We start from the raw sequence: 21,591 nt of genomic DNA, 5'->3' as shown, positions 1-21,591 counted from the left end.
TGAAGTTATTTGGCAAGGAGCCGGAATGAGTCAGGAGCGAGCCGGCGTTCAGGGCGGTCCGATGGATTCGATCCTGGCGCAGTGGCGGCGGGAGCGGCCCGATCTCGACACCAGCGTCATGGCGGTCTGCGGCGATCTCTGGCGGGCGGCGGACCGGGTGCGCGAGGGGGTTTCCGCCAATCTCGCGGGGGACGATCTCGATCTCGCCGGCCATGACGTGCTGCTGACGCTTCGGCGCCAGGGCAGGGGGCGGGCGCTCTCGCCCTCCGAGCTTGCGGCAGACATGATGATCTCGACCTCGGCGATGACGAACCGGCTCGACCGCTTGCAGAAGCGCGGGCTGATCGAGCGGCAGCCCGATCCGGCCGATCGCCGGGCGCTGCGGATCGTGCTGACCGAGGCCGGTTTCGCGCTGGTGGACCGAATCGTCGTCAGCCATGTCGCGACCGAGGAGCGGCTGGTCAGCGCGCTTTCGGGGGAGGAGCGGGCGGAACTCAGGCGTCTGCTCGCAAAGATCGGCTAGCGGCTGATTCTCTCGGGACCCGCGTGGTCATCCGGGGCTTGACCCGGGATCCATGCCGGAGCGCTTCCGATCGAGCTTCAGGCATGGATCCCGGCTCTTCGCTTCGCTCCGGCCGGGATGATCCGCGTTTCCTTGAAAACACGCGTGCTCGGTCCCGCTGCGAACGGGTTCCGCAGGGCCTTGTCCCGAAACGCCGACGACGCCCCTTAACGCGGCGTTCGTCTTGGTTAACGCGCTGTTAACCAAGTTTAACGAGGTTGGACGCATCGCAGGAGCGAAGCGTCGATGACCAAACATGTTGCAGTGCTGATGGGCGGATGGTCCGTCGAGCGGGAGGTCAGCCTCAACAGCGGCGCGGCCTGCGCGCGGGCACTGGAAAGCGTCGGCTACCGCGTCACGCGCGTCGACGTGCAGCGCGACATCGCCGAGGTGCTGGCGAAGCTGAAGCCCGATGTCGCTTTCAACGCCCTGCATGGCCGCTTTGGCGAGGACGGCACGATTCAGGGCGTGCTGGAGATCCTGCGCATTCCCTACAGCCATTCCGGCGTGCTGGCCTCGGCGCTGGCGATCCGCAAGGACCGGGCGAAGACCGTGGTGAAGGCGGCCGGCGTGCCGGTCGCGCACGGCGTCAACGTCTCGCGATTCGCCGCCGCCAAGGCGCATGTCCTGCCGCCGCCCTACGTGCTCAAGCCGATCGACGAGGGCTCCTCCGTCGGCGTCGTCATCGTCAAGAAGGGCAGAGAGCATCCGCCGCAGGAAATCGCCCGGCCGGACTGGCCTTGCGGCGAGATGCTGCTGGCCGAAACCTTCATCGCCGGGCGCGAACTGACCTGCGCCGTGATGGGCGACCGCAGCCTCGGTGTGACCGAAATACAAGCCGCAACCGGTGAGTTTTACGACTACGACGCGAAGTACGCGAAAGGCGGCTCGATCCACATCTGTCCGGCTCAAATTTTACCGAAAATTTACCAGCAGATCGAAGAGTGTGCGTTAACGGCGCATCAAGCAATCGGATGCCGGGGCGTCAGCCGATCTGACTTCCGCTACCACGACGAGAGCGACACGCTCGTCTGGCTGGAGGTCAATACGCAGCCCGGGATGACCGAAACCAGCCTGGTGCCCGAGTTGGCTGCCCATGCGGGCCTGGATTTCGGTGAGCTCGTCAAATGGATGGTGGAGGACGCCTCCCTCGATCGGTGAAAGCGATGACGACGAAGACCGTTGCCATGCCCCGATTCGCGCCTGCCCGGCCGCTCTCCCGGCTGCCGGTGGCGCCTGCCGCCCCCCAGCTGCTGGTGGGTGAGCAGCGCCAGGGCCGCTGGATGCGCCGCTCGCGCCGCAGCGCGATCGCGGTGCCGCTGGCGCAGCGCCTGCCGCAGAGCCTCGGCACCTGGCTGGCGCTGGGCTTCCTGACGCTCAGCCTCGGCAGCGGCTTCGTGCTCGGCGGCCACTGGCAGACCATGCAGGACAATTACGGCGAGCCGCGCCACATGTTCGCGCGGGCGCTCGGCTTCGGCATCGACCGCGTCACCATCTCCGGCCTCTCGGGGTTGTCCGAGCAGGAGGTCCTGGTCGCGGCCGGCATCGATTCGAAGACCTCGCTGGTGTTCTTCGACGCCGACGAGGCCCGCAAGCAGCTCGAAGCGACACCGCTGATTCGCGAGGCCGCCGTCCGCAAGCTCTATCCGGGCGAGGTCTCGATCGCGCTGACCGAGCGCGAGCCCTATGCGCTCTGGCAGGTGAAGGGCGAGCTTTTCGTGATCGCGGCCGACGGCACGGTGATCGACAAGATGGACGATGGCCGCTTCGCCTATCTGCCGCTGGTCGTCGGCGCCGACGCCAACAACCGCGCCGCCGAATATCTGGCGATCCGCAGCAAGGCCGGCGCCTTCGCCCAGCATATCCGCGCAGCGACCCTGGTCTCCGGGCGTCGCTGGAACCTGAAACTCGACAACGGCATGGATGTGCGCTTGCCCGAGACCAAGCCGGAAGCCGCGGTGCAGCGCCTCGTGTCGCTGGAGAGCGATTATCGCATCCTCGAGAAGGATGTGCTCGCCATCGACCTGCGCCAGCCCGACCGGGTGACGATGCGGCTCTCGGAAGAGGCTGCCGCGGCCCGCGCCGACCAGCTCAAGAGCAAGGCCAAGAAGAAGGGAGGCGAGGCGTGAACCACGTCACCTCCCAGGGTCTGACTCCCCGCATGCGTCCGCTGTCGTCGCGCAAGAGCGCGACCTTGTCGATTCTCGACATCGGCACCAGCAAGGTCGTCTGCCTGATCGCCGAGCTCAGCCCGGCAGAGACCAACGAGCGGCTGCGCGGGCGCACCCATGTCGCCCGCATCATCGGCATCGGCCACCAGCGCTCGCTCGGCCTGAAGGGCGGCGCGATCGTCGATCTCGAAAGCGCCGAGCGCGCGATCCGTGCCGCTGTCGACGCGGCTGAGCGCATGGCGAAGGTCGAGGTCCAGTCGGTCATCGTCAACCTGACCGGCGGGCGCATCGGCTCGCAGCATTATGCGGCGAGCGTCGACCTGCGCTCCGGCTCGGTCGGCGACAGCGATGTGAAGCGCGTGCTCGCGACGGCCGCGACCCATGCGCTGCGCCCCGGCAAGGCCGTGCTTCATGCCCTGCCGACCGGCTATGCGCTGGACGGCGTGCCCGGCGTGCTCGATCCGCGCGGGCTGATCGGCGGCAAGCTCTCGGTCGACATGCATGTCGTCGCCAGCGAAGCGGCTGCGGCGCGCAACGTCATGCTCGCGGTCGAGCGCTGCCATCTCGAAGTCGAGGCGGTGGTCGCGACTCCCTATGCGTCCGGCCTCTCGGTCCTCGTCGACGACGAATCGGAGATGGGCGTCGTGCTCGTCGATCTCGGCGGCGGCTCGACCTCGCTCGGCGTCTTCTCGGGCGGGCATCTCGTCCATGCCGACGCGATCGCCGTCGGCGGCAACCACATCACCATGGACGTGGCGCGCGGCCTCTCGACCCGCGTCTCGGCGGCCGAGCGGCTGAAGACGCTGCATGGCTCCTGCATCTCCAGCGCCTCCGACGAGCGCGACATGATCGCGGTGCCGCAGGTCGACGACGACGAGCGCGACATGCCGAACCATCTCGCCAAGTCGCATCTGGTGCGGATCATCAAGCCGCGCGTCGAGGAGATCCTCGAACTGGTGCGCGACCGATTGAACAATGCCGGCTTCTCGGCCCAGGCCGGGCGGCGCGTCGTCCTCACCGGCGGCGCCTGCCAGCTCACCGGACTGCCGGAAGTGGCGCGGCGCATCCTCGGCGGCCAGGTCCGGACCGGCCGCCCGCTCGGGATCAAGGGCCTGCCGGAAGCGGGCAAGGGCCCGGCCTTCGCGGCGGCTGTTGGCCTGCTGGTCTACCCGCAGGTCGCCCATGTCGAGCATTTCGAGCCGCGCGCTGCCGGTGCGCGCCATTTCGCAACCGGGACGGACGGCTACTTCTCGCGTGTCGGTCGGTGGCTGAAAGACAGTTTCTAGTGAGTACGGCGCGTCCGGTGGACGGGCCACGGCGTCAAACGTAGCAATCGGGACGGCTCCCGCCAGGCGCCGGACAAAGGATCAAAAGAGGCAACCATGGCGATGAATCTGCAAGCCCCGGACATCCGGGAACTGAAGCCCCGGATCACGGTGTTCGGCGTCGGTGGCGCCGGTGGCAATGCGGTCAACAACATGATCGAAGCCGGTCTCGACGGCGTCGATTTCGTCGTCGCCAACACCGACGCGCAGGCTCTCGCCCTGTCGCGCGCCTCCCGCATCGTGCAGATGGGCCTGCAGGTCACCGAGGGTCTCGGCGCCGGCTCGCAGCCGGAAGTCGGCCGCGCGGCGGCCGAAGAGGTCATCGACGAGATCCGCGATCATCTGGCGGGCGCCCACATGGTTTTCATCACCGCCGGCATGGGCGGCGGCACCGGTACCGGTGCTGCTCCCGCGATTGCCCGGGTCGCCCGCGACATGGGCATCCTGACCGTCGGCGTCGTCACCAAGCCGTTCCAGTTCGAAGGCCAGCGCCGCATGCGCATGGCTGAAGCCGGCATCGGCGAACTGAACGAGGCGGTCGACACCCTGATCGTCATCCCGAACCAGAACCTGTTCCGCGTCGCCAACGAGACCACCGGCTTCGCCGACGCCTTCGGCATGGCCGACCAGGTGCTCTATTCGGGCGTCGCCTGCATCACCGACCTGATGGTCCGTCCCGGCCTGATCAATCTCGACTTCGCCGACGTGCGCGCCGTGATGCGCGGCATGGGCAAGGCGATGATGGGCACCGGCGAGGCGCAGGGCGAGAAGCGCGCGCTGACCGCGGCCCAGGCCGCGATCAACAACCCGCTGCTCGACGACGTCTCGATGAAGGGCGCGCGCGGCCTGCTGATCTCGATCACCGGCGGGCGCGACATGAAGCTCTATGAGGTCGACGAGGCCGCCACCCGCATCCGCGAGGAGGTCGATTCCGAGGCCAACATCATCGTCGGCGCCACCTTCGACGAATCGCTGGAAGGCACCGTGCGCGTCTCGGTCGTCGCGACCGGCATCGACAAGCCGATCTCGTCGCTGGTCGAGAACGACGACACCGAAGCCCGCATCGCCCAGGTCGCCGAGCGCCTGAAGGCGGAAGCCCGCCTGCGCAGCAACGCCGCCGTCGCCACCGCCCGCCCGGTCGCCCCGCCGGCGCCCGTGATCGAGACGGCCCGCGTCGCCCCGGTTCAGATTCCGGAGCCCGCTCCGATCGCCCAGGTCGCGCAGGACATCCGCATCGAGCCGGTGCAGCCGCGCCCGGTCATGGCCGCTGCGCCTGCGCCCGAGCCCGTCCACCATGCCGAGCCGCACCTGCATTTCGACGAGAGCTTCATCCCGCCGATGCCGGAGCGCGCCGTCGTTCGCCCGACCCGCATGCCGCGCGTCGAGGATCTGCCGGCTCCGGGCCAGGCCCAGCTCAACGCGCATCGCGGCGCCCAGCCCGCACCGCAGCCCCCGAGCGCCGTCGAGCAGAAGCGCATGTCGCTGATGCAGCGCCTCGCTTCGGTCGGCTTCGGTGGCCGCAAGGACGAGGAGGCCGAGCAGGCTCCCACCCCCGCGCCTGTCCGCCAGATGCCGCAGGCCCCGATGCCGCAGGCGGCTGCGCCGAGCGCCGCCCATGCCGAGTACATGCGCCGCCCGGCGCCGCAGCCGGCCTCGCGTCCGGCCCAGGGCCAGCTCGACCCGCATGGCCGCGCCGCGCCGACTCGCTCCAGCGAGGAAGACCATCTCGAGATCCCGGCCTTCCTCCGCCGCCAGGCGAACTGACCGGACCCGAGCCCCTCACGGCTTTGTAACAAGCCCGCCGCGGATCATCCGCGGCGGTTTTTTCGTCGTTAGAAAATGTTTATCTTTCAGCGCTTTATATGATCCGCTCCGCCTGAGCAGCGCTGTAACACAGCGAAAGAAAGCGTGATTTTGAGAGGCGGCTCCAAACGCTTATCTTGCGGCGCATCAGAACGACAGCGTCGCCGGGTTCGCTCCGGTGCCGGCCTTGGATAGACATCGTGATCCTGCCACCCCGCCAAGGCGGATGAGAGGCGATCCCGATGATCAGGATTGGATGACGGAATGAGCTTCGATCGGCAGACGACCCTGCGCGCAGCCGTGACCCTGACCGGGATCGGCGTCCATTCCGGAGCCCCCGCCAGCATCTGCCTCAAGCCCTCCAGCGCCAATTCCGGCGTCGTCTTCCTGCGCACGGGCATCGAGGGCATGCCGCCCCAGCTCATTCACGCCAAGCACACCAAGGTCAGCGCCACCGAGCTCTGCACCGTGATCGGCGATCGCGGCCCGGCCTCGGTCTCGACCATCGAGCACCTGATGTCGGCCTGCGCCGGCATGGGCCTCGACAACGTGCTGGTCGAGATCGACGGGCCGGAAATGCCGATCATGGACGGCAGCGCCCGCGAATTCGTCGCGGCCATCGAAGCGACCGGCATGACGACGCTCACCGCGCCGCGCCGTTATCTCAAGATTCTCCAGCCGGTCCGCATCGAGCAGGGCCGCGCCTTCGCCGAGCTTGCCCCGGCCGAGCAGGGCTTCCGGCTGGATGTCGAGATCGATTTCGACAGCGTCGTGATCGGCCGTCAGCGCAAGATCTTCGACCTCGACGCGCAAGGCTATGCCAGCGAGATCTCTAAGGCCCGTACCTTCGGCTTCATGCGCGATGTCGAGCAGCTCTGGAAGGCGGGCTTCGCCCAGGGCGCCTCGCTGGAGAACACCGTCGCCGTCGGCGAGGACAAGGTGATCAACCCCGAGGGCCTGCGCTATGGCGACGAGTTCGTGCGCCACAAGGTGCTCGACGCGATCGGCGATCTCGCGCTTGCCGGCTATCCGATCATCGGCGAGTTCCGCTCCTATTGCGGCGGCCACCGGATGAATGTCCAGATCCTCCAGGCGCTGTTCGCTGATCGCGCGAATTTCGCGATCGTCGAATCCCAGCCGGTCTTCGCGGCGCCGCGCGCCGTGCAGATGGCTGCTGGCGCTCCGGCCGCTTTCGCGCCGGATCTGCACTGAAGCACGGCGGAACGCTGCTTCGCCTTCCTATCGCCCGTTTTTTGTCCCAGATGCCGCGGCACTGCGGAAACACGTCATAACCGATTTTCGGCAGTGGCGCGGGGGAAGCGTCTGAGGTAAGGCATGCTTCCCGGAAGCTGGATCGCCATGCGTCCTACCAGACGCAAAGCGGCGACCCGGTTCCTGGTTTCAGCATCGGATTGTTCCGACGAGTGGCTTCCACTTTTCGGTCCGATGCCTGAGGGACGATCGAAAGAGGACGGACGACGTGAGCGTGACGCGGCAAAGCCTTCCGGCAATCCATCGTGGTCTTTCGGCGCGCAGGGGCCTCGCCCTCGCGCTGGGCGCCGCCATGCTGCTCGGCGGCTGCGATACCCTGTCCTCGCTCAACCCCTTCGACAAGCCCGAGGTCTACAAGCCGGACCTGACGCCGCCGACGCCGGCCGACAAGCTCTATAACGAGGGCCTCGCCCGTCTGCAGAGCGGCGACAGCGAAGGTGCCTCGAAGAAGTTCGAGGATATCGACAAGACCGCGCCGTTCTCGCCCTATGCCCGCAAGGGCCTGCTGATGACGGCCTATACCAATTTCCAGGCGTCGAAATGGGAAGAGGCGATCACCGCCTCCAAGCGCTTCATCGCGCAGAACCCGGCGAGCCCCGACGCGGCCTACGCCCAGTACATCCTGGCCATGTCCTATTATAACCAGATTCCGGACGCGACCCGCGATCAGGAGCGGACGGCCCAGGCGATCCAGGCGCTGGAGCAGCTCGTCGCCAATTATCCGAAGTCGGAATACGTGCTCGACGCCAAGGAGAAGCTCCTGGTGGCGCGCGACCAGCTCGCCGGCAAGGAGATGAATGTCGGGCGCTACTATCTCGAGAAGCGCAATTATACCGGCGCGGTGAACCGCTTCCGCGAAGTCATCATCAAGTACCAGACCACGCGCCATGTCGAGGAGGCGCTGATGCGCCTGACCGAGGTCTATATGGCGATGGGCATCACCAACGAGGCGCAGACGGCGGCCGCCGTCCTCGGGCACAATTTCCCGGACAGCCCGTGGTACAAGGATGCCTATGCCCTGCTGCAGAGCGGTGGCCTGGAGCCGCGCGAGGATCGCGGTTCCTACATCAGCCGCGCCTTCCAGGGTTTCACGCGCACGGTCGGCGGCCTCGTCGGGATCAACCGCTTCTGACGGGATGGGACGCCCCTTGCATGATGGGCCACGGGCGATCCTGCCACATCCGAAAACGGGGTTGAGCGCCGATGCTGGCGCAGCTCTCGATTCGCGACATCGTCCTGATCGACCGGCTCGATCTCGGCTTCCATGAGGGGCTGAGCGTCCTGACCGGCGAGACAGGCGCCGGCAAGTCGATCCTGCTCGATGGCTTCGCGCTGGCGCTCGGCGGGCGCGGCGACGGTTCGCTCGTGCGTCATGGCGAGGCGCAAGGCCAGGTCAGCGCCGTCTTCGACCTGCCTTTGACGCATCCGGCGCGCAAGCTCGCCCAGGCGCAGGAGATCGATACCGACGGCGATCTCATCCTGCGCCGCGTGCAATATGCCGACGGACGCACCCGGGCCTTCATCAACGATCAGCCGGTCTCGGTGCAGATCCTGCGCATGGTGGGCGCGGCGATCGTCGAGATTCACGGCCAGCATGACGACCGCGCCCTGACCGATCCGGCGCAGCATCGCACGATCCTCGATGGCTTCGGCGCGCTGGAGGCGCAGGCCGAGGCAGTCGCGGGAGCGAGCGAGACGCTGAAGCGGGCGCGGCAGGCCCTGCAATCGCAGCGCCTGCGCGTCGAAGCGGCGCGCAAGGAAGCGGATTTCCTGCGCCATGCCGTCGAGGAACTCGGCAAGCTCGCGCCACAGACCGGCGAGGAGGATGCACTCGCTGCCACCCGCCAGGGCATGATGCAGGCGGAGAAGGTCGCCCGCGACCTCAACGAGGCCTATGAGGCCGTCGGCGGCCAGTCCTCTGCCATTCCGACGCTTGCTGCCGTGCTGCGCCGGCTGGAGCGCCGGGCCGGCCAGGCGCCGGAGCTGGTCGATCCTTCGATCGCGGCGCTCAATACCGCGATCGTCGCGCTGGAGGAGGCCGGTGAGGCGCTCGCCGCCGCGACGCGCGCAGCCGAATACGATCCGCGCGAGCAGGAGCGCATCGAGGAGCGGCTGTTTGCGCTCCGGGCGGCCGGACGCAAATACGACGTGCCCGTCGATGGTCTGTCGGTCCTTGCTGCGACGATGGCGAGCGACCTGACTGCACTGGACGAGAGCGAATCGTCACTGTCGCGCCTCGAAGCGGAGCTGAGCGAGGCCGAAGCAGCCTTCGTCGCGCTGGCAGAGGCCCTCTCCCAGGCACGGCAGGGGGCTGCGGCGCGGCTCGACGCGGCCGTGAAGGCCGAATTGCCGCCGCTCAAGCTGGAGCGGGCGCGCTTCATCACCCGCATCGACAGCGACGAGAACGCGCGCGGGCCTGAGGGCTTCGACAAGGTCGAGTTCTGGGTCGAGACCAATCCGGGCACGCGGCCGGGGCCGATGATGAAGGTCGCCTCCGGCGGCGAGCTTTCGCGCTTCATGCTGGCTCTGAAGGTGGTGCTGGCGGAACGCGGCTCTGCTCCGACGCTGGTCTTCGACGAGATCGATACCGGCGTCGGCGGCGCGGTGGCCGACGCGATCGGCGAGCGGCTGGCGCGGCTTGCCGGCCAGGTCCAGGTGATCTCGGTGACGCATGCGCCGCAGGTCGCGGCCAAGGCCGCGCAGCATTTCCTGATCGCCAAATCGGCGGCCGGGGAGGGCGAGGCCTCGCGCACCGTGACGCGGGTCACGGCGCTGGAGGACCAGGCGCGGCGCGAGGAGATCGCGCGGATGCTGGCCGGCGCCTCGATCACCGAGGAGGCCCGCGCCGCGGCCGGGCGCCTGCTGCAGGCGGCGGGCCTGCGCGGCTGAGGCTGTCAGGCCGGCTGCAATTCGTAGCCCGCACCCTTCTTCACGACCCGCTTGAAGCCCTCGACATGGCCGCCCGAGACGAGCCAGTTCTCGTGCGCGGCGCGTTCCAGGATGCCGCGGCGGGAGGCGAGCGCCGTCGCTGCGTCGAAATCATAGACGAAGCCGATATCCGGGTCCGAGGCCTGGAGGTCGGAGAGATGCAGCGCATCGCCCCAGAGCAGCAGGCTCTCGTTCCCGCCCTCGATCAGATAGCCGCTATGGCCGAAGGTGTGCCCGGGCAGCGGGATCAGCGTGATGCCGGGCCGGGCCTCGCCGGCCGGAACGGCACGGATGCGCCCGGCATAAAGCTTCTTCAGGGTCGCCGTGATGGCGAAGGCGCCCTGCTTCTTCTCGGGCACCCGCGCGCGATTGGCCTCGTTGCCGTAGAAGCCGAAATCGGCCTCGGGCACGATGATCTCGGCATTCGGGAAAAACGGCCGGTCGCCGTCGAAGAGGCCGAGCGCGTGATCGCCGTGCAAATGCGTGATCAGGACGCGGACGACGTTCTCGGGTGCGATCCCCGCAGCCGCCATGGCCGCGGGGGCATGGCCCATCGCCGCACCCCAGGAGGGGCCGGTGCCGGCATCGATCAGCGTGATCCCGTCCGGCCCCTTCAGCGCGAAGCAGTTGACGACGATGCTGATCTTCGGCTTGCCCCAGCGCGCGACCACCTCGTCGCGAGCGGCCTCGCCATCAGCATGGATGAGGACATCGAGCGGTGCCTCGAACACGCCGTCATGAAGTACCGAGACTTCGTAGGAGCCGATGCGACGGGACTGCTGGACCATGGCTGTTCTCCGCTTCGGCGTCGCGCATGTCTGGTGAGGTCGGGAAGCTAGTCGGGTGGTCAGCTTGCCGGCAAGGCGCGTCCGGCCGGGCCCAGCCCTGCGCGGGGCGCGGGAATGCCGCATTTCCTTTTGTGTCGCTTTGCTTTATGAGCCGCTGTCATCCGATGGTGCAGCATGCCCGTTAGATCGCCATACGTCCTTCGGGACGACGGGGGGCGATCTAGCTCTTTGTTTTGGCATCGGATTTGCCGAGAAGCGCATTCCGCCTTTCGGTCCGATGCTCTAGTGCCGCCTGAACCCATCGTCACGCTTTCGCGCCGTTCCTTCGTCGGCGCCGCAACCCTTAGGCCTTTATCGTATGTCCTTTTCCCTCACGAGCCCGCCGCTCGCGCGCGCGCTCGCCGATCGCAATTACTCCGACCCGACGCCGGTCCAGAGCGCCGTCATCGAAGACGCCGCCCGCGGGCGCGACCTACTGGTCTCCTCGCAGACCGGCTCCGGCAAGACCATCGCCTACGGCCTCGCCATTGGCGAGACCCTGCTGGGCACCGCCGAGAAGCTCGGCCCTGCGGCCGAGCCGCTCGCCCTGATCATCGCGCCGACGCGCGAACTCGCCCTGCAGGTGCAGCGCGAGCTCGCCTGGCTCTACGCTCAGACCGGGGCGCGGGTGATCTCCTGCGTCGGCGGCATGGACCCGCGCCGCGAGGCGATGCTGCTCGACGAGGGCGCGCATATCGTCGTCGGCACGCCGGGCCGCCTGCGCGACCATATCGAGCGCCGCCGCCTCGATGTCTCCGCGCTGAAGGCCGTCGTGCTCGACGAGGCCGACGAGATGCTCGACCTCGGCTTCCGCGACGATCTCGAATACATCCTGAAGACCACGCCGGCGGAGCGCCGCAGCCTGCTGTTCTCGGCGACCTTCCCGAAGGCGATCGTCCAGCTCGCCCAGAGCTATCAGCGCGATGCGCTGCGCATCGAGGTGGAAGCGACGCGGCGCGGCCATGCCGATATCGCCTACAAGGCCGTGCGCGTCTTCCCGAAGGAGGCCGAACTCGCCGTCGTCAACCTGCTGCGCTTCCATAATGCGCCGGTGGCGCTGGTCTTCTGCAACACCCGCAACGCCGTGCGCCATCTCGAGGCGATCCTGCTGGAGCGCGGTTTCACCTCCGTCGCGCTGTCGGGTGAGCTTGGCCAGAACGAGCGCAACGCGGCACTGCAGGCGCTGCGTGACGGCCGGGCACGGGTCTGCGTTGCGACCGATGTCGCGGCGCGCGGCATCGACCTGCCGGGTCTCGACCTCGTCATCCATGCCGAGTTGCCGAACGATTCCGAGGTGATGCAGCATCGCTCGGGCCGCACGGGCCGCGCCGGCAACAAGGGCACGAGCGTCCTGCTGGTGCCGCAGTCGCGCCGCCGCAAGGCCGAGCGCCTGCTGATGGAAGGCAAGGTCGAGGCCGAGTGGATCGGCCCGCCGACGGCGGAGGAAATTCTCGTCCTCGACCAGGAGCGCCTGCTCTCCGATCCGCTGCTGAGCGGCGACGGCTCCGAGGACGATGCCGGCATGATCGATGCGCTGATGGCGGGCCGTGAGGCGCGCGACATCGCGGCTGCTTTGGTCCGGCTTTACCGCACCCGCCTGCCGGCAGCGGAAGAGGTCGGCGACCCCGGCTTCGGCCGCGACGAGCGCCGCCCGGTCCGTACGAACGAGGATTACCCCGCGAAGCGCCCGTTCGGTGCCGGGCGCGAGCAGGGCGAGGACGGCGAGCGCGCGCGCAAGCCCGCCGGGCCGCGCGGCGACACCGTCTGGTTCCGGCTCGATATCGGCCGCAAGCAGGGCGCCGATCCGCGCCAGCTCCTGCCGATGCTGTGCCGCCGTGGCCGGATCACGCGCGACGAGGTCGGCGCGATCCGCATCTTCGACCGTGAGACCAAGGTCGAGATCGATGCCGACGTGGCCGATCGCTTCTACGATTCGGTCCGTATCCCGGATCGCGACAAGATCGTGATCGAGCCGACGACCGAGGCCGAGCGCCGCCCGGCCAAGGCTTTCGGGGACAAGGCCGAGCGCCCGGCCGCGCCGCGGAAGAGCTGGGGCGACGAGCCGGCTGGCGAGGACAGGCCGCAGCGGCCGCGATTCGAGCCCCGGGATGCGAATCAACGCGCACCGCGGAGCGATGACCGCCAGCCTTATCGCGCCGACAGCAGGCCGCCGCGCGACGACGCGCGCCCGCCCCGCCGCGACGACGGCAAGCCCGGTGGGGGCGGCTCCAAGAAGCCATATGAGGGCAAGGGCAAGCCCTTCGCCGGCAAGCCTTTCGCCGGCAAGCCCGAAGGCGGGCGCCCGGCCGGGGCTAAGCCCTTCGGCAAGGGCAAACCGCGCGGCGGCCCTCGCGGCTGAGATTCAGCATCAAACAAAAGCGCCGTCATCCCGGGTCAAGCCCGGGATGACGGCGCTATTTCTTTGAGGGGTAGCGCGCTTAAAGCGCCGTTGCCGTCGGGCGGTCGCCCCCCGTCCTCCTTCCTCAGCGCAGGCCGAGGAAGGACAGGATGGCGAGCACGACCACGACGAGGCCGACGAGATAAATGATGTTGTTCATGAAAAGCCCCCTGACGGAATGGAGCCTTGCGGCTCGATCTGGCAGGGGGTGAACCCATTTTGGGGACCAAGGTTCCCGTTTGGGCTCGCCGGCCTCAGCCGACGAGCTTGCGGTAGAGATGCCAGGTGGCGTGGCCGAGCACCGGCATGATCACGATCAGGCCGACCAGCATCGGCAGGCAGCCGAGCACGAGCAAGCCCGTCACCATCAGACCCCAGTACATCATGACGCGCGGATTGGCCTCGACGGCAGCGATCGAGGTGCGGATCGCCGTGGGCGCATCGACATGCCGGTCGATGATCAGCGGAAAAGACACGACCGAGATCGAGAAGGCGAGGATCGCCAGCAGCAGGCCGATCGCATTGCCGATCACCATCATGATCCAGCCATCGGCGGTGGTGAACACCGCCCGCAGGAAATCGGGGGTCGAGACGTCAGCCGGCAGGCCGAGCAGGCCGCGATAGAGGAACCAGGCGCTGAAAAGCCAGGCGAGGAAGATTCCGGTCAACATGGCGCCGAGCAGGGCGATCTGACCGATCGAGCGCGAGCGCAGCACCGCGAAGGCGTGAACCCAGGACGTATCCATGCCCTTCTCCCGCCGCCGGCTGATCTCATAGAGGCCGATCGCAGCGAAGGGGCCGAGCAATGCGAAGCCCGAGAGCAGCGGGAAGAGCAGCGGGAAGATATTGTAGCTCACCGTGAGCTGCGCCAGCATGATGCCGGCGATTGGGTAGATCAGCGCGATGAAGGCGAGGTGGCTCGGCTGGGCCTTGAAATCCTCCCAGCCGCGCTGCAACGCTTCGCTCAGGTCCCGCGTGGTGATGGTCCTGACCCGCGGTTGCGAGAGCGAAACAATGTCATGGACAGTGCCGTCGAGATTGGCCATGGCGTAACTCCCGGTTCCGGCCCGGTTCGCCATATGGCTGTCGACGTGAATCTTGGCGTCAACGGCCTGCGGCGTCGAGCTTCCAATTCCCAGCTCGGGAATTATACGCGTGAATGTCTGGTTTGTCGCAGGCTTTCGGAGCGGCGTAGCCTTGCATTCGTCGCAAAGGCTGCTGCCCTTTCTCGTCGCGATCATCTCGCCTAATGCTGTGGCATGAGCGACGCCGAAGATTCCGCCCCCTCCGAAACGCCCATCGCCGCGCTGACGCCGCGCAAGGCGAAGGCCGAGCACAAGCTGCTCGCGGCCGAGGTGCAGGCCGCCAACGACGCCTATTTCCAGGACGACCAGCCCATCATGGACGACGCGGCCTATGACGCGAAGCGTCGCCGGCTCGTCGCGCTGGAAGAGGCCTTTCCGGCGCTGAAGCAGGAGAGCGACGTCAGCGCCAAGGTCGGCGCCAAGCCCTCCGGCAAATTCGCCAAGATCCGGCATCGCGTGCCGATGCTCTCGCTCGACAACGCTTTCTCCGACGAGGCCGTCGCGGAATTCGTGGGGCGGGTCTACCGCTTCCTCGGCCGCAAGGAGGAGGACGGCATCGCCTTCACGGCCGAGCCGAAGATCGACGGGCTCTCGCTCTCCTTGCGCTATGAGAAGGGCGAGCTGGTCGCGGCCGCGACGCGTGGCGACGGCGAAGAGGGCGAGGACGTCACGCTCAACGCCCGCACGATCTCCGAGATCCCCAAGACGCTCGCCGGGCCGGATGTACCCGAGATCGCCGAGGTGCGCGGCGAGGTCTATCTGGGACACGCCGATTTCGCCGGGATCAACGAGCGCCAGCGCGAGAAGGGGCTGCCGGAATTCGCCAATCCGCGCAATGCCGCGGCCGGTTCGCTGCGCCAGCTCGACGTCAGCGTCACCGCCGCGCGACCCTTGCGCTTCTTCGCCTATGCCTGGGGCGAGATGCCGGTGCTGCCCGCTCCGACGCAGTTTGGCGTGGTCGAAGCGTTCCGGCGCTGGGGCTTTCGCACCAACCCGCTGATGAAGCGCTGCGAGAGCGTTGCGGAGCTGATCGCGCAATACCGGTTGATCGAGAGCCAGCGCGCGACGCTCGGCTACGATATCGACGGCGTGGTCTACAAGGTCGACGATCTCGCCTTGCAGGCCAGGCTCGGCTTCGTCTCGCGGGCGCCGCGCTGGGCGATCGCGCATAAATTCCCGGCCGAGCTGGCGACCACCGTCCTTGAAGCGATCGACATCCAGGTTGGGCGCACCGGCGCGCTTTCGCCGGTGGCGCGCCTGAAGCCGGTGACGGTCGGCGGCGTCGTCGTCACCAACGCGACGCTGCATAACGAGGATTATATCCGCGGCTTCGATTCCAAAGGGCTGCCGATCCGCGACGGCACCGATATCCGCATCGGCGACACGGTGACGGTGAAGCGCGCGGGCGATGTCATCCCGCGCGTCGAGGCCGTCGATCTCGCCAAGCGCCCAGCGTGTTCCAAGCCCTATGAATTCCCCACGCTCTGCCCGGCCTGCGGCAGCCACGCGACGCGCGAGCTCAACCCGCGGACCGGGAAGGAGGATGCCATTCGCCGTTGCACCGGCGGCCTGATCTGCCCGGCGCAGGCGGTCGAGCGGCTCAAGCATTTCGTCTCGCGCGACGCGCTGGATATCGACGGGCTCGGCGACAAGCAGATCGAGTTCTTCCATGGCGATCCCGAGCTGCCGGTCAGGGAGCCGGCCGACATCTTCACGCTGGCGACGCGGGACGCAGCGAACCTGAAGAAGCTCAAGGACAAGGAAGGTTTCGGCGCCGTCAGCGCCAAGAAGCTGTTCGATGCGATCGAGGACCGGCGCACGCCGCCGCTCAACCGCTTCATCTTCGGGCTCGGTATCCGCCATATCGGCGAAACGACGGCGCGGCTGCTGGCGCGGCATTACGGGTCGTTCGAGGCATTGAGGGCCGCCGGCATCGCTGCCGCCGACGAAGCCTCGCCGGAGCGGCAGGAACTCGACGCCATCGACAGCGTCGGACCGACGGTGGTCGAGGCGCTCATCGAATTCTTCGGCGAGCCGCATAACGAGGAACTGCTCGACCGCCTGCTGGCGCAGGTTTCGCCGCAGCCTTTGGAGGCTGTCGCCTCGGCCAGCCCCGTCGCCGGCAAGATCGTGGTCTTTACCGGCGCGCTCGAGCGGATGACCCGCGACGAGGCCAAGGCGATGGCCGAGCGTCTCGGCGCCAAGGTCGCAGGCTCGGTCTCCTCGAAAACCGACCTGCTTGTCGCCGGGCCGGGGGCGGGCTCCAAGCTCAAGGACGCCGCCAAGCATGGCGTCGAGGTGATCGACGAGGCCGGCTGGTTCGATCTGGTCGGAGGCTGACCGCCGGTATGGCCGGCGGGTCGTTATCCGGATTTGCCGGGATCAGCGATGACGATTGCGATGGTGGTGGTGGCGCGCGCGATGGCCGCTCCGGACCGCCGTCCGCTGGGGCACGCCGAGCACGCCCTTGACGCCGCCTGCCACGCCGCCCGCGACGCCGCCGACGACACCACCGACCGCACCGCCGAGAGGACCGGCGGCTTCATTGCCGACGCGCGCACCTTGGGCCGCGCCGCGTGGAACGCCCTGGGCGCTGGCCGCGACGGGCAGGATCAAGAGGGCGGCAGTGAAGAGCAGGGTGATCGGGCGCGTCATCGGGAAGTTCCTCGAAAGGGCCATGCCTGTCGTCCTCCGAAGGTCGAGTCAGGCGGCCACGCTTCAGGAACGGCGCGACCAGCCCGGTTGTTCCGGCGCGGGGATCGGGACCTCCGCTTTTCTTCAAGACCGCTGCGGCGCGAGAGGGTTCAAGCCCGCACCATGGAAGGCGTCACGCTGCGCGAGACGATGGCCCGGGAAGGGCGCCGGTCGCCGACGAGTGGGTAAAGCTGTTTCCGGCGGTGGTAGCCGAAGCGAACATCGCGGCAGGCGCCGCTTCGCCGGCAGCCCGGACCTGGCTCGGCGCCAGCCCGGTGATGCGCTTGAAGGCGCGGCTGAAGGAGGCTTCCGATTCGTAGCCCAAACGCTGGGCCACCACCGCGATCCGCAGCTTGTCGCGCGCCAGCCATTGCCGCGCCTGGTGCATTCGCACCTGTGCGACATAGCGGGCCGGCGTCTCGCCGACGACCTCGGCGAAGCGCTCGGCGAAGCCGGAGCGCGAGGCGCCCATCAGTTCGGCGAGGCTTTCGACCGTCCAGTCGGTCTCGGGATGGGCATGGATCGCCGCCAGCACCTTGCCGATCGTCGGGCAGCGCGCCGCCGCGACCCAGCCCTTGGCGGCGCCGCAGCCGCGCTCGACCCAGGCCCGGATGATCGCAGCCGCCAGCACATCGGCGAGGCGGGCGAGGATGCCGCCGGCGCCGACCCGGTCCATCATGACCTCGCGGCCCATCGCTTCCAGCAGATGCGGGAGACCGGGCTCGTCGGCGATGAAATCGCTCATCCGCATTAGGTCCGGCATCAACCGCAGCAGCGGGTGGTCGAGATCGACATTGAAGGTCATGCGGCCGGTGAAGAGCAGCATATGCGCGCCCGAACCGCCGCCCTCGACGTCGAAGACATTGCCATAGGCTTCCAGCACCCGGCAGTCGCATGGCGGGGAGGCGATGACCTCGGGCGCGCTTGCCAGGACATGGCCGCCGCCGCGCGGCAGCAGCACGGCGTCGCCATCGGCCAACTCCAGCCATTCGCCGGCCGGCGTCTTCAGCCAGCAGCCGCCGCGCGAGATGAAATGGAAATAGGCCTGATGGGTGGGCGGGTAGACGACGCCCCAGGGCGCGGCCAGCTGGCAGCGGCTGTAATCGACGCCGTCGAGCCTCAGGCCCCGCAGCATCTCGGTCAGGTGGTCGGCAGAAGCGATCATGGCAATCCTGGACGAACAGTCATGAGATGCGGATGATATAGCATGGAAACTCCATGGGGCCACGCCCATCTTCCGGCAACCTCATGGAGATCCCCATGTCAGATTCCCTGACTGCCACCACAATCGAGTTCGACGACACAGCCGAGGAGGCCCGCGACAAGCCGGCCTGGGCTGCCGTCATATCCCTGACCTTCGGCGTCTTCGGCCTCGTCACCGCCGAGTTCCTGCCGGCGAGTCTTTTGACCCCGATGGCGGCCGATATCGGCGTCTCCGTCGGCGCCGCCGGGCAGGCCGTGACCGCGACTGCGGTCGTCGGCGCCATCGCCGGCCTCGCCGCCGCGATCGTGACGCGCGGCATCGACCGGCGCATCGTGATCTGGTCGCTGACCGGCCTGCTGATCGTCTCCAGCATCATCGCGGCGATCGCCACCAACCTGACGACGCTGCTCTTCGCCCGCGTGTTGCTCGGCATCGGGCTCGGCGCCTTCTGGTCGATGGTCGCGGCGACTGCGATGCGGCTCGTGCCGCCCAGCGCCTTGCCCAAGGCGATGTCGCTGATCTTCGCCGGCGTCTCCCTTGCCACCGTCAGCGCCGCGCCGATCGGCGCCTATCTCGGCAACGTGATGGGCTGGCGCTTCGTGTTCTGGCTCGCAGCGCTGGTCGGCGTTGCGACGCTTATCATCCAGATCGCGGTGCTGCCGCGGCTGCCGGCGCGGGGCTCGCCCGATATCCGCACGTTGTTCCGCCTGCTCGGGCAGCCCAGCATCGCGCTCGTTCTTGGCGCCATCGTCGTGGTGATCTCCGGGCATTTCGCGGGGTTCACCTATGTCCGCCCGTTCCTGGAGCAGATCCCGAAGCTCTCGGTCGAGGCGATCTCGCTCGTCCTGCTGGCTTATGGCGTCGGCGGCTTCTTCGGCAATTTCGCAGGCGGGGCGATCACGGCGCGCAGTGCCAAGGCCTCGGTGATCTTCGGTGCCTTCCTGATCGCGCTGGTGGGCGTGAGTTTGCTTTTCCTCGGCGCGTCGCCGCTCGCTTCGGCCATTGCGGTCGGGCTCTGGGGCTTCGCCTTCGGTGCCTTGCCGGTCGGCTTCCAGACCTGGCTGGTGCGCGTCGCGCCGGAGGACGAGGCCGAATCGGCCGGCGGGCTGATCGTCGCCGCCTTCCAGATCGCGATCGCGAGCGGCGCCGTCTTCGGCGGCCTGCTGGTCGATGGCTTCGGGACGCTCGGCGTCATCGCCTACGCCACGGTTGCGACGCTGGTCGGTGGGGCGGGCGTGCTGCTGCTGGGATCGAAGAGCCCCGAGCGGGTCGGTGCAGGCGCGGCTGCACACGCCCTCTGAGGTTCCACCAGGACCGCAAAACCGATCGGGCGCGTGATGCGCCCGATCACTTTTCTTCAAGACAGCAATGCGGCGGGAGGGTTTATGCTCGCCCCATGGAAGCAGTCACCCAAGGCGAGACGTTAGGCTTGGAACCGCTCGTCGCCGGCGAGCGGGCGAAGCTGTTCCCGGCCGCGCGCTTCGAAGGGCTGGATTGCCTCGCCGCGACCTTCCGCCGCCACGCCTACGCGCCGCACCGGCATGAAAGCTATGTGATCGGCACGATCGTGGCGGGCTGCGAGACGTTTCGGGTGCGCGGCGAGCGACATTACGCCCGCCCGAACCAGATCACCTTCGTCAACCCGCTCGAGACCCATGACGGCGAGCCTTACGGGCCGGGCTACAGCTACCGCATGACCTATCCCGAGATCGGGCTGATCCGCGAGGTTGCAGCTTCGCTCAGCGGCCGGGAGATGATCGGGACGCCGTTCTTTCGCGAGCCGCTGGTCGAGGACTCCGAGGGAGCGGCGCTCTTCGCCGAGGCCCATCGCGCCATCGAGGATGGCGCGGACCTGCTCGCGGGCGAGGAGATGCTGCTGCGCTTCTATGCGCGCTGCCTGGCCCGCCATGCCGACTTTGCCGTCCGTCCTGTGGGCGGGGAGGGCGGCCCGGTGGCCAAGGCGCGGGAACTGTTCGAGGCGCGCTACGATGAGGATCTGTCGCTCGCCGATCTCGCGCGGCTGACCGGCTTGCCGCGCCATCATCTGATCCGGGCGTTTCGGCAGGAGACCGGCCTGACGCCCCACGCCTATCTGGTCGATGTCCGGGTCCGGCGGGCGCGCGAGCGGCTACGGCGCGGCGACATGCCGGGCGATGTCGCCGCCGCGACCGGATTCTGCGACCAGCCGCATCTGACGCGGGCCTTCAAGGCGCGCTTCGGCGTGACGCCCGGCGCCTTCCGCGCGGCGCATGCGGGCTGAACTCAAGCAGCTTCAAGAGAACGAATCCATGTCCACGATGCGTGACGACATCAGGCGCGGCCTGAACGATATCTGGCCGGCTGCGGTGGCCGCGGCGCCGATCGGGCTGCTCTTCGGCGCTGTCGCGGCCAGCAAGGGGCTCTCGCCGCTCGAAGTCTTCCTGATGAGCATCACGGTCTTTGCCGGCGGGGCGCAATTCGCGGCGATCGAGCTCTGGGCGAGCCCGGCACCGGTCGCGGCGCTGGTGTTCTCGACGCTGCTGATCAATGCGCGCCATGTACTGATGGGCGCGTCGCTGGCGCCGAAGCTCCAGGGCTTCAGCCGCTGGCAGAAGTTCCTCAGCCTCTATTACATGGCCGACGAGAACTGGGCGCTGGCCGAGAAGCGCGCCCGCACCCATCGCCTGACGCCGGCCTATTGGTTCGCGATGGTGATCCCCTTCGTCGCCGGTTGGCTGATCAACTCGACGCTCGGCGCGATGATCGGGGCGGTGCTCGGCGATCCCAAGCGGCTCGGCGCCGATTTCGCCTTCACGGCGCTGTTCATCGCGCTCGTCGCCGCCTTCTGGAAGGGGCGCGTGACGTTCTGGACCGTCGCGGCCGCCGGCATCGCCTCGGCCGTGACCTATCGGCTGGTCGGGCCACCCTGGCATGTCGCGGCGGGGGCGCTGTGCGGGCTTCTGGCCGCCTGGCTCGCTGCCGGTGGCGAAGCGGGGACGGTTACAGAGGAGGTCAAGGCGTGAGCGTCGACCCGATCAATCTCCTCGCCTTCCTGGGCATGGCGATCGTGACCTATGTCACGCGCGTCGCCGGGCTGGCTCTCGCCGGGCGGCTCAGCCTTTCGCCGCGGGCGCAGGCCGCCTTCGACGCGATCCCGCCGGCCGTACTGATCGCGGTGATCGCGCCGAGCGCGCTCGCGACCGGCTGGGCGGAGACGGCCGCCGCGGCGGTGACGGCGCTCGCCGCGACGCGGCTGCCGCTGCTGGGTGTGGTTGCGGTCGGGGTTGTCGCGGTGGTCGGATTCAGGATGGTGATGTGAGCCGTTGCGTCATGCTCGGGCTTG

General features: G+C 68.2%; 18 protein-coding genes. 14 read left to right on the top strand and 4 right to left on the bottom strand.

Annotated elements, in window-relative coordinates; all coding sequences use genetic code 11:
* Positions 1-25 precede the first annotated feature (25 nt).
* From ACFJGT_RS15575 to recN, 8 genes are all read left to right on the top strand, one after another.
* Positions 26-523, top strand: a complete 498-nt coding sequence (locus ACFJGT_RS15575; protein ID WP_377838884.1) for a MarR family winged helix-turn-helix transcriptional regulator — start codon at positions 26-28, stop codon at positions 521-523.
* A gap of 285 nt (positions 524-808) precedes the next feature.
* Positions 809-1,723, top strand: a complete 915-nt coding sequence (locus ACFJGT_RS15570) for a D-alanine--D-alanine ligase (protein ID WP_377838881.1) — start codon at positions 809-811, stop codon at positions 1,721-1,723.
* Positions 1,724-1,728: 5 nt separating this feature from the next.
* Positions 1,729-2,691 carry a cell division protein FtsQ/DivIB gene (locus ACFJGT_RS15565; RefSeq protein WP_377838877.1) on the top strand — a complete coding sequence of 321 codons (963 nt, stop codon included), beginning with the start codon at positions 1,729-1,731 and terminating at the stop codon, positions 2,689-2,691.
* A 32-nt stretch (positions 2,692-2,723) separates the two neighbouring features.
* Entirely contained in the window at positions 2,724-4,019 is a 1,296-nt protein-coding gene (gene ftsA, locus ACFJGT_RS15560) for a cell division protein FtsA (protein WP_199089931.1), read from the top strand.
* A gap of 96 nt (positions 4,020-4,115) precedes the next feature.
* Positions 4,116-5,822, top strand: coding sequence for a cell division protein FtsZ (ftsZ, locus tag ACFJGT_RS15555; RefSeq protein WP_377838874.1), 1,707 nt, complete (start codon positions 4,116-4,118; stop codon positions 5,820-5,822).
* A gap of 303 nt (positions 5,823-6,125) precedes the next feature.
* Positions 6,126-7,073, top strand: coding sequence for a UDP-3-O-acyl-N-acetylglucosamine deacetylase (gene lpxC, locus ACFJGT_RS15550; RefSeq protein ID WP_377838873.1), 948 nt, complete (start codon positions 6,126-6,128; stop codon positions 7,071-7,073).
* Between the two features lie 298 nt (positions 7,074-7,371).
* Positions 7,372-8,265, top strand: a complete 894-nt coding sequence (locus ACFJGT_RS15545; protein WP_377848994.1) for an outer membrane protein assembly factor BamD — start codon at positions 7,372-7,374, stop codon at positions 8,263-8,265.
* Positions 8,266-8,336: 71 nt separating this feature from the next.
* A complete protein-coding gene (gene recN / locus ACFJGT_RS15540; RefSeq protein WP_377838872.1) occupies positions 8,337-10,022 on the top strand; it encodes a DNA repair protein RecN in 1,686 nt (561 codons plus the stop codon).
* Positions 10,023-10,027: 5 nt separating this feature from the next.
* Here the strand turns inward: recN and ACFJGT_RS15535 are convergent, their stop codons facing one another.
* Positions 10,028-10,849 (bottom strand): MBL fold metallo-hydrolase, encoded by an 822-nt coding sequence (locus ACFJGT_RS15535; protein ID WP_377838871.1) that lies wholly within the window; start codon positions 10,847-10,849, stop codon positions 10,028-10,030.
* 358 nt (positions 10,850-11,207) lie between these two features.
* Between ACFJGT_RS15535 and ACFJGT_RS15530 the strand changes: the two genes are divergently transcribed.
* Positions 11,208-13,247 (top strand): DEAD/DEAH box helicase, encoded by a 2,040-nt coding sequence (locus tag ACFJGT_RS15530; protein WP_377838870.1) that lies wholly within the window; start codon positions 11,208-11,210, stop codon positions 13,245-13,247.
* Between the two features lie 293 nt (positions 13,248-13,540).
* Here ACFJGT_RS15530 and ACFJGT_RS15525 read toward each other — a convergent pair whose 3' ends face one another.
* Positions 13,541-14,332, bottom strand: coding sequence for a DUF2189 domain-containing protein (locus tag ACFJGT_RS15525; RefSeq protein WP_377838869.1), 792 nt, complete (start codon positions 14,330-14,332; stop codon positions 13,541-13,543).
* Positions 14,333-14,545: 213 nt separating this feature from the next.
* Here ACFJGT_RS15525 and ligA point away from each other — a divergent pair, with 213 nt between their 5' ends.
* Entirely contained in the window at positions 14,546-16,711 is a 2,166-nt protein-coding gene (ligA, locus tag ACFJGT_RS15520) for an NAD-dependent DNA ligase LigA (RefSeq protein WP_377838868.1), read from the top strand.
* A gap of 42 nt (positions 16,712-16,753) precedes the next feature.
* Here the strand turns inward: ligA and ACFJGT_RS15515 are convergent, their stop codons facing one another.
* Together ACFJGT_RS15515 and ACFJGT_RS15510 are read right to left on the bottom strand one after the other, a co-directional pair.
* Positions 16,754-17,026: a hypothetical protein gene (locus tag ACFJGT_RS15515; RefSeq protein WP_377838867.1), complete on the bottom strand. Its 273-nt coding sequence runs from the start codon at positions 17,024-17,026 to the stop codon at positions 16,754-16,756.
* Between the two features lie 172 nt (positions 17,027-17,198).
* On the bottom strand, positions 17,199-18,230 hold the full coding sequence (locus ACFJGT_RS15510) for an AraC family transcriptional regulator (protein WP_377838866.1): 1,032 nt from the start codon (positions 18,228-18,230) through the stop codon (positions 17,199-17,201).
* 95 nt (positions 18,231-18,325) lie between these two features.
* Here ACFJGT_RS15510 and ACFJGT_RS15505 point away from each other — a divergent pair, with 95 nt between their 5' ends.
* The 4 genes from ACFJGT_RS15505 (at position 18,326) to ACFJGT_RS15490 (ending at position 21,567) form a co-directional block, all read left to right on the top strand.
* Positions 18,326-19,570 carry an MFS transporter gene (locus tag ACFJGT_RS15505; protein ID WP_377838865.1) on the top strand — a complete coding sequence of 415 codons (1,245 nt, stop codon included), beginning with the start codon at positions 18,326-18,328 and terminating at the stop codon, positions 19,568-19,570.
* A 128-nt stretch (positions 19,571-19,698) separates the two neighbouring features.
* A complete protein-coding gene (locus ACFJGT_RS15500) occupies positions 19,699-20,529 on the top strand; it encodes an AraC family ligand binding domain-containing protein (RefSeq protein ID WP_377838864.1) in 831 nt (276 codons plus the stop codon).
* A 28-nt stretch (positions 20,530-20,557) separates the two neighbouring features.
* Entirely contained in the window at positions 20,558-21,271 is a 714-nt protein-coding gene (locus tag ACFJGT_RS15495) for an AzlC family ABC transporter permease (RefSeq protein WP_377838863.1), read from the top strand.
* The gene (locus ACFJGT_RS15490) at positions 21,268-21,567 is read left to right on the top strand and encodes an AzlD family protein (protein ID WP_377838862.1); all 300 of its coding nucleotides are present in this window, start codon (positions 21,268-21,270) and stop codon (positions 21,565-21,567) included. The genes ACFJGT_RS15495 and ACFJGT_RS15490 overlap by 4 nt, the downstream gene beginning before the upstream one ends.
* Positions 21,568-21,591: the final 24 nt, after the last annotated feature.

Source organism: Allobosea sp. UC22_33 (genome assembly GCF_042700715.1).
Taxonomy (GTDB): Bacteria; Pseudomonadota; Alphaproteobacteria; order Rhizobiales; family Beijerinckiaceae; genus Allobosea.
Note: the sequence above shows the minus strand (reverse complement) of the source record. Positions and strands in the feature narration are given on the sequence as shown.

What these genes read in the sequence shown, in the direction of transcription:
- ACFJGT_RS15575 (WP_377838884.1), top strand. Translation starts at nt 26, where the DNA reads ATGAGTCAGGAGCGAGCCGGCGTTCAGGGCGGTCCGATGGATTCGATC.
- ACFJGT_RS15570 (WP_377838881.1), top strand. Translation starts at nt 809, where the DNA reads ATGACCAAACATGTTGCAGTGCTGATGGGCGGATGGTCCGTCGAGCGG.
- ACFJGT_RS15565 (WP_377838877.1), top strand. Translation starts at nt 1,729, where the DNA reads ATGACGACGAAGACCGTTGCCATGCCCCGATTCGCGCCTGCCCGGCCG.
- ftsA (WP_199089931.1), top strand. Translation starts at nt 2,724, where the DNA reads ATGCGTCCGCTGTCGTCGCGCAAGAGCGCGACCTTGTCGATTCTCGAC.
- ftsZ (WP_377838874.1), top strand. Translation starts at nt 4,116, where the DNA reads ATGGCGATGAATCTGCAAGCCCCGGACATCCGGGAACTGAAGCCCCGG.
- lpxC (WP_377838873.1), top strand. Translation starts at nt 6,126, where the DNA reads ATGAGCTTCGATCGGCAGACGACCCTGCGCGCAGCCGTGACCCTGACC.
- recN (WP_377838872.1), top strand. Translation starts at nt 8,337, where the DNA reads ATGCTGGCGCAGCTCTCGATTCGCGACATCGTCCTGATCGACCGGCTC.
- ACFJGT_RS15535 (WP_377838871.1), bottom strand. Translation starts at nt 10,849, where the DNA reads ATGGTCCAGCAGTCCCGTCGCATCGGCTCCTACGAAGTCTCGGTACTT.
- ACFJGT_RS15530 (WP_377838870.1), top strand. Translation starts at nt 11,208, where the DNA reads ATGTCCTTTTCCCTCACGAGCCCGCCGCTCGCGCGCGCGCTCGCCGAT.
- ACFJGT_RS15525 (WP_377838869.1), bottom strand. Translation starts at nt 14,332, where the DNA reads ATGGCCAATCTCGACGGCACTGTCCATGACATTGTTTCGCTCTCGCAA.
- ligA (WP_377838868.1), top strand. Translation starts at nt 14,546, where the DNA reads ATGAGCGACGCCGAAGATTCCGCCCCCTCCGAAACGCCCATCGCCGCG.
- ACFJGT_RS15515 (WP_377838867.1), bottom strand. Translation starts at nt 17,026, where the DNA reads ATGACGCGCCCGATCACCCTGCTCTTCACTGCCGCCCTCTTGATCCTG.
- ACFJGT_RS15510 (WP_377838866.1), bottom strand. Translation starts at nt 18,230, where the DNA reads ATGATCGCTTCTGCCGACCACCTGACCGAGATGCTGCGGGGCCTGAGG.
- ACFJGT_RS15505 (WP_377838865.1), top strand. Translation starts at nt 18,326, where the DNA reads ATGTCAGATTCCCTGACTGCCACCACAATCGAGTTCGACGACACAGCC.
- ACFJGT_RS15495 (WP_377838863.1), top strand. Translation starts at nt 20,558, where the DNA reads ATGTCCACGATGCGTGACGACATCAGGCGCGGCCTGAACGATATCTGG.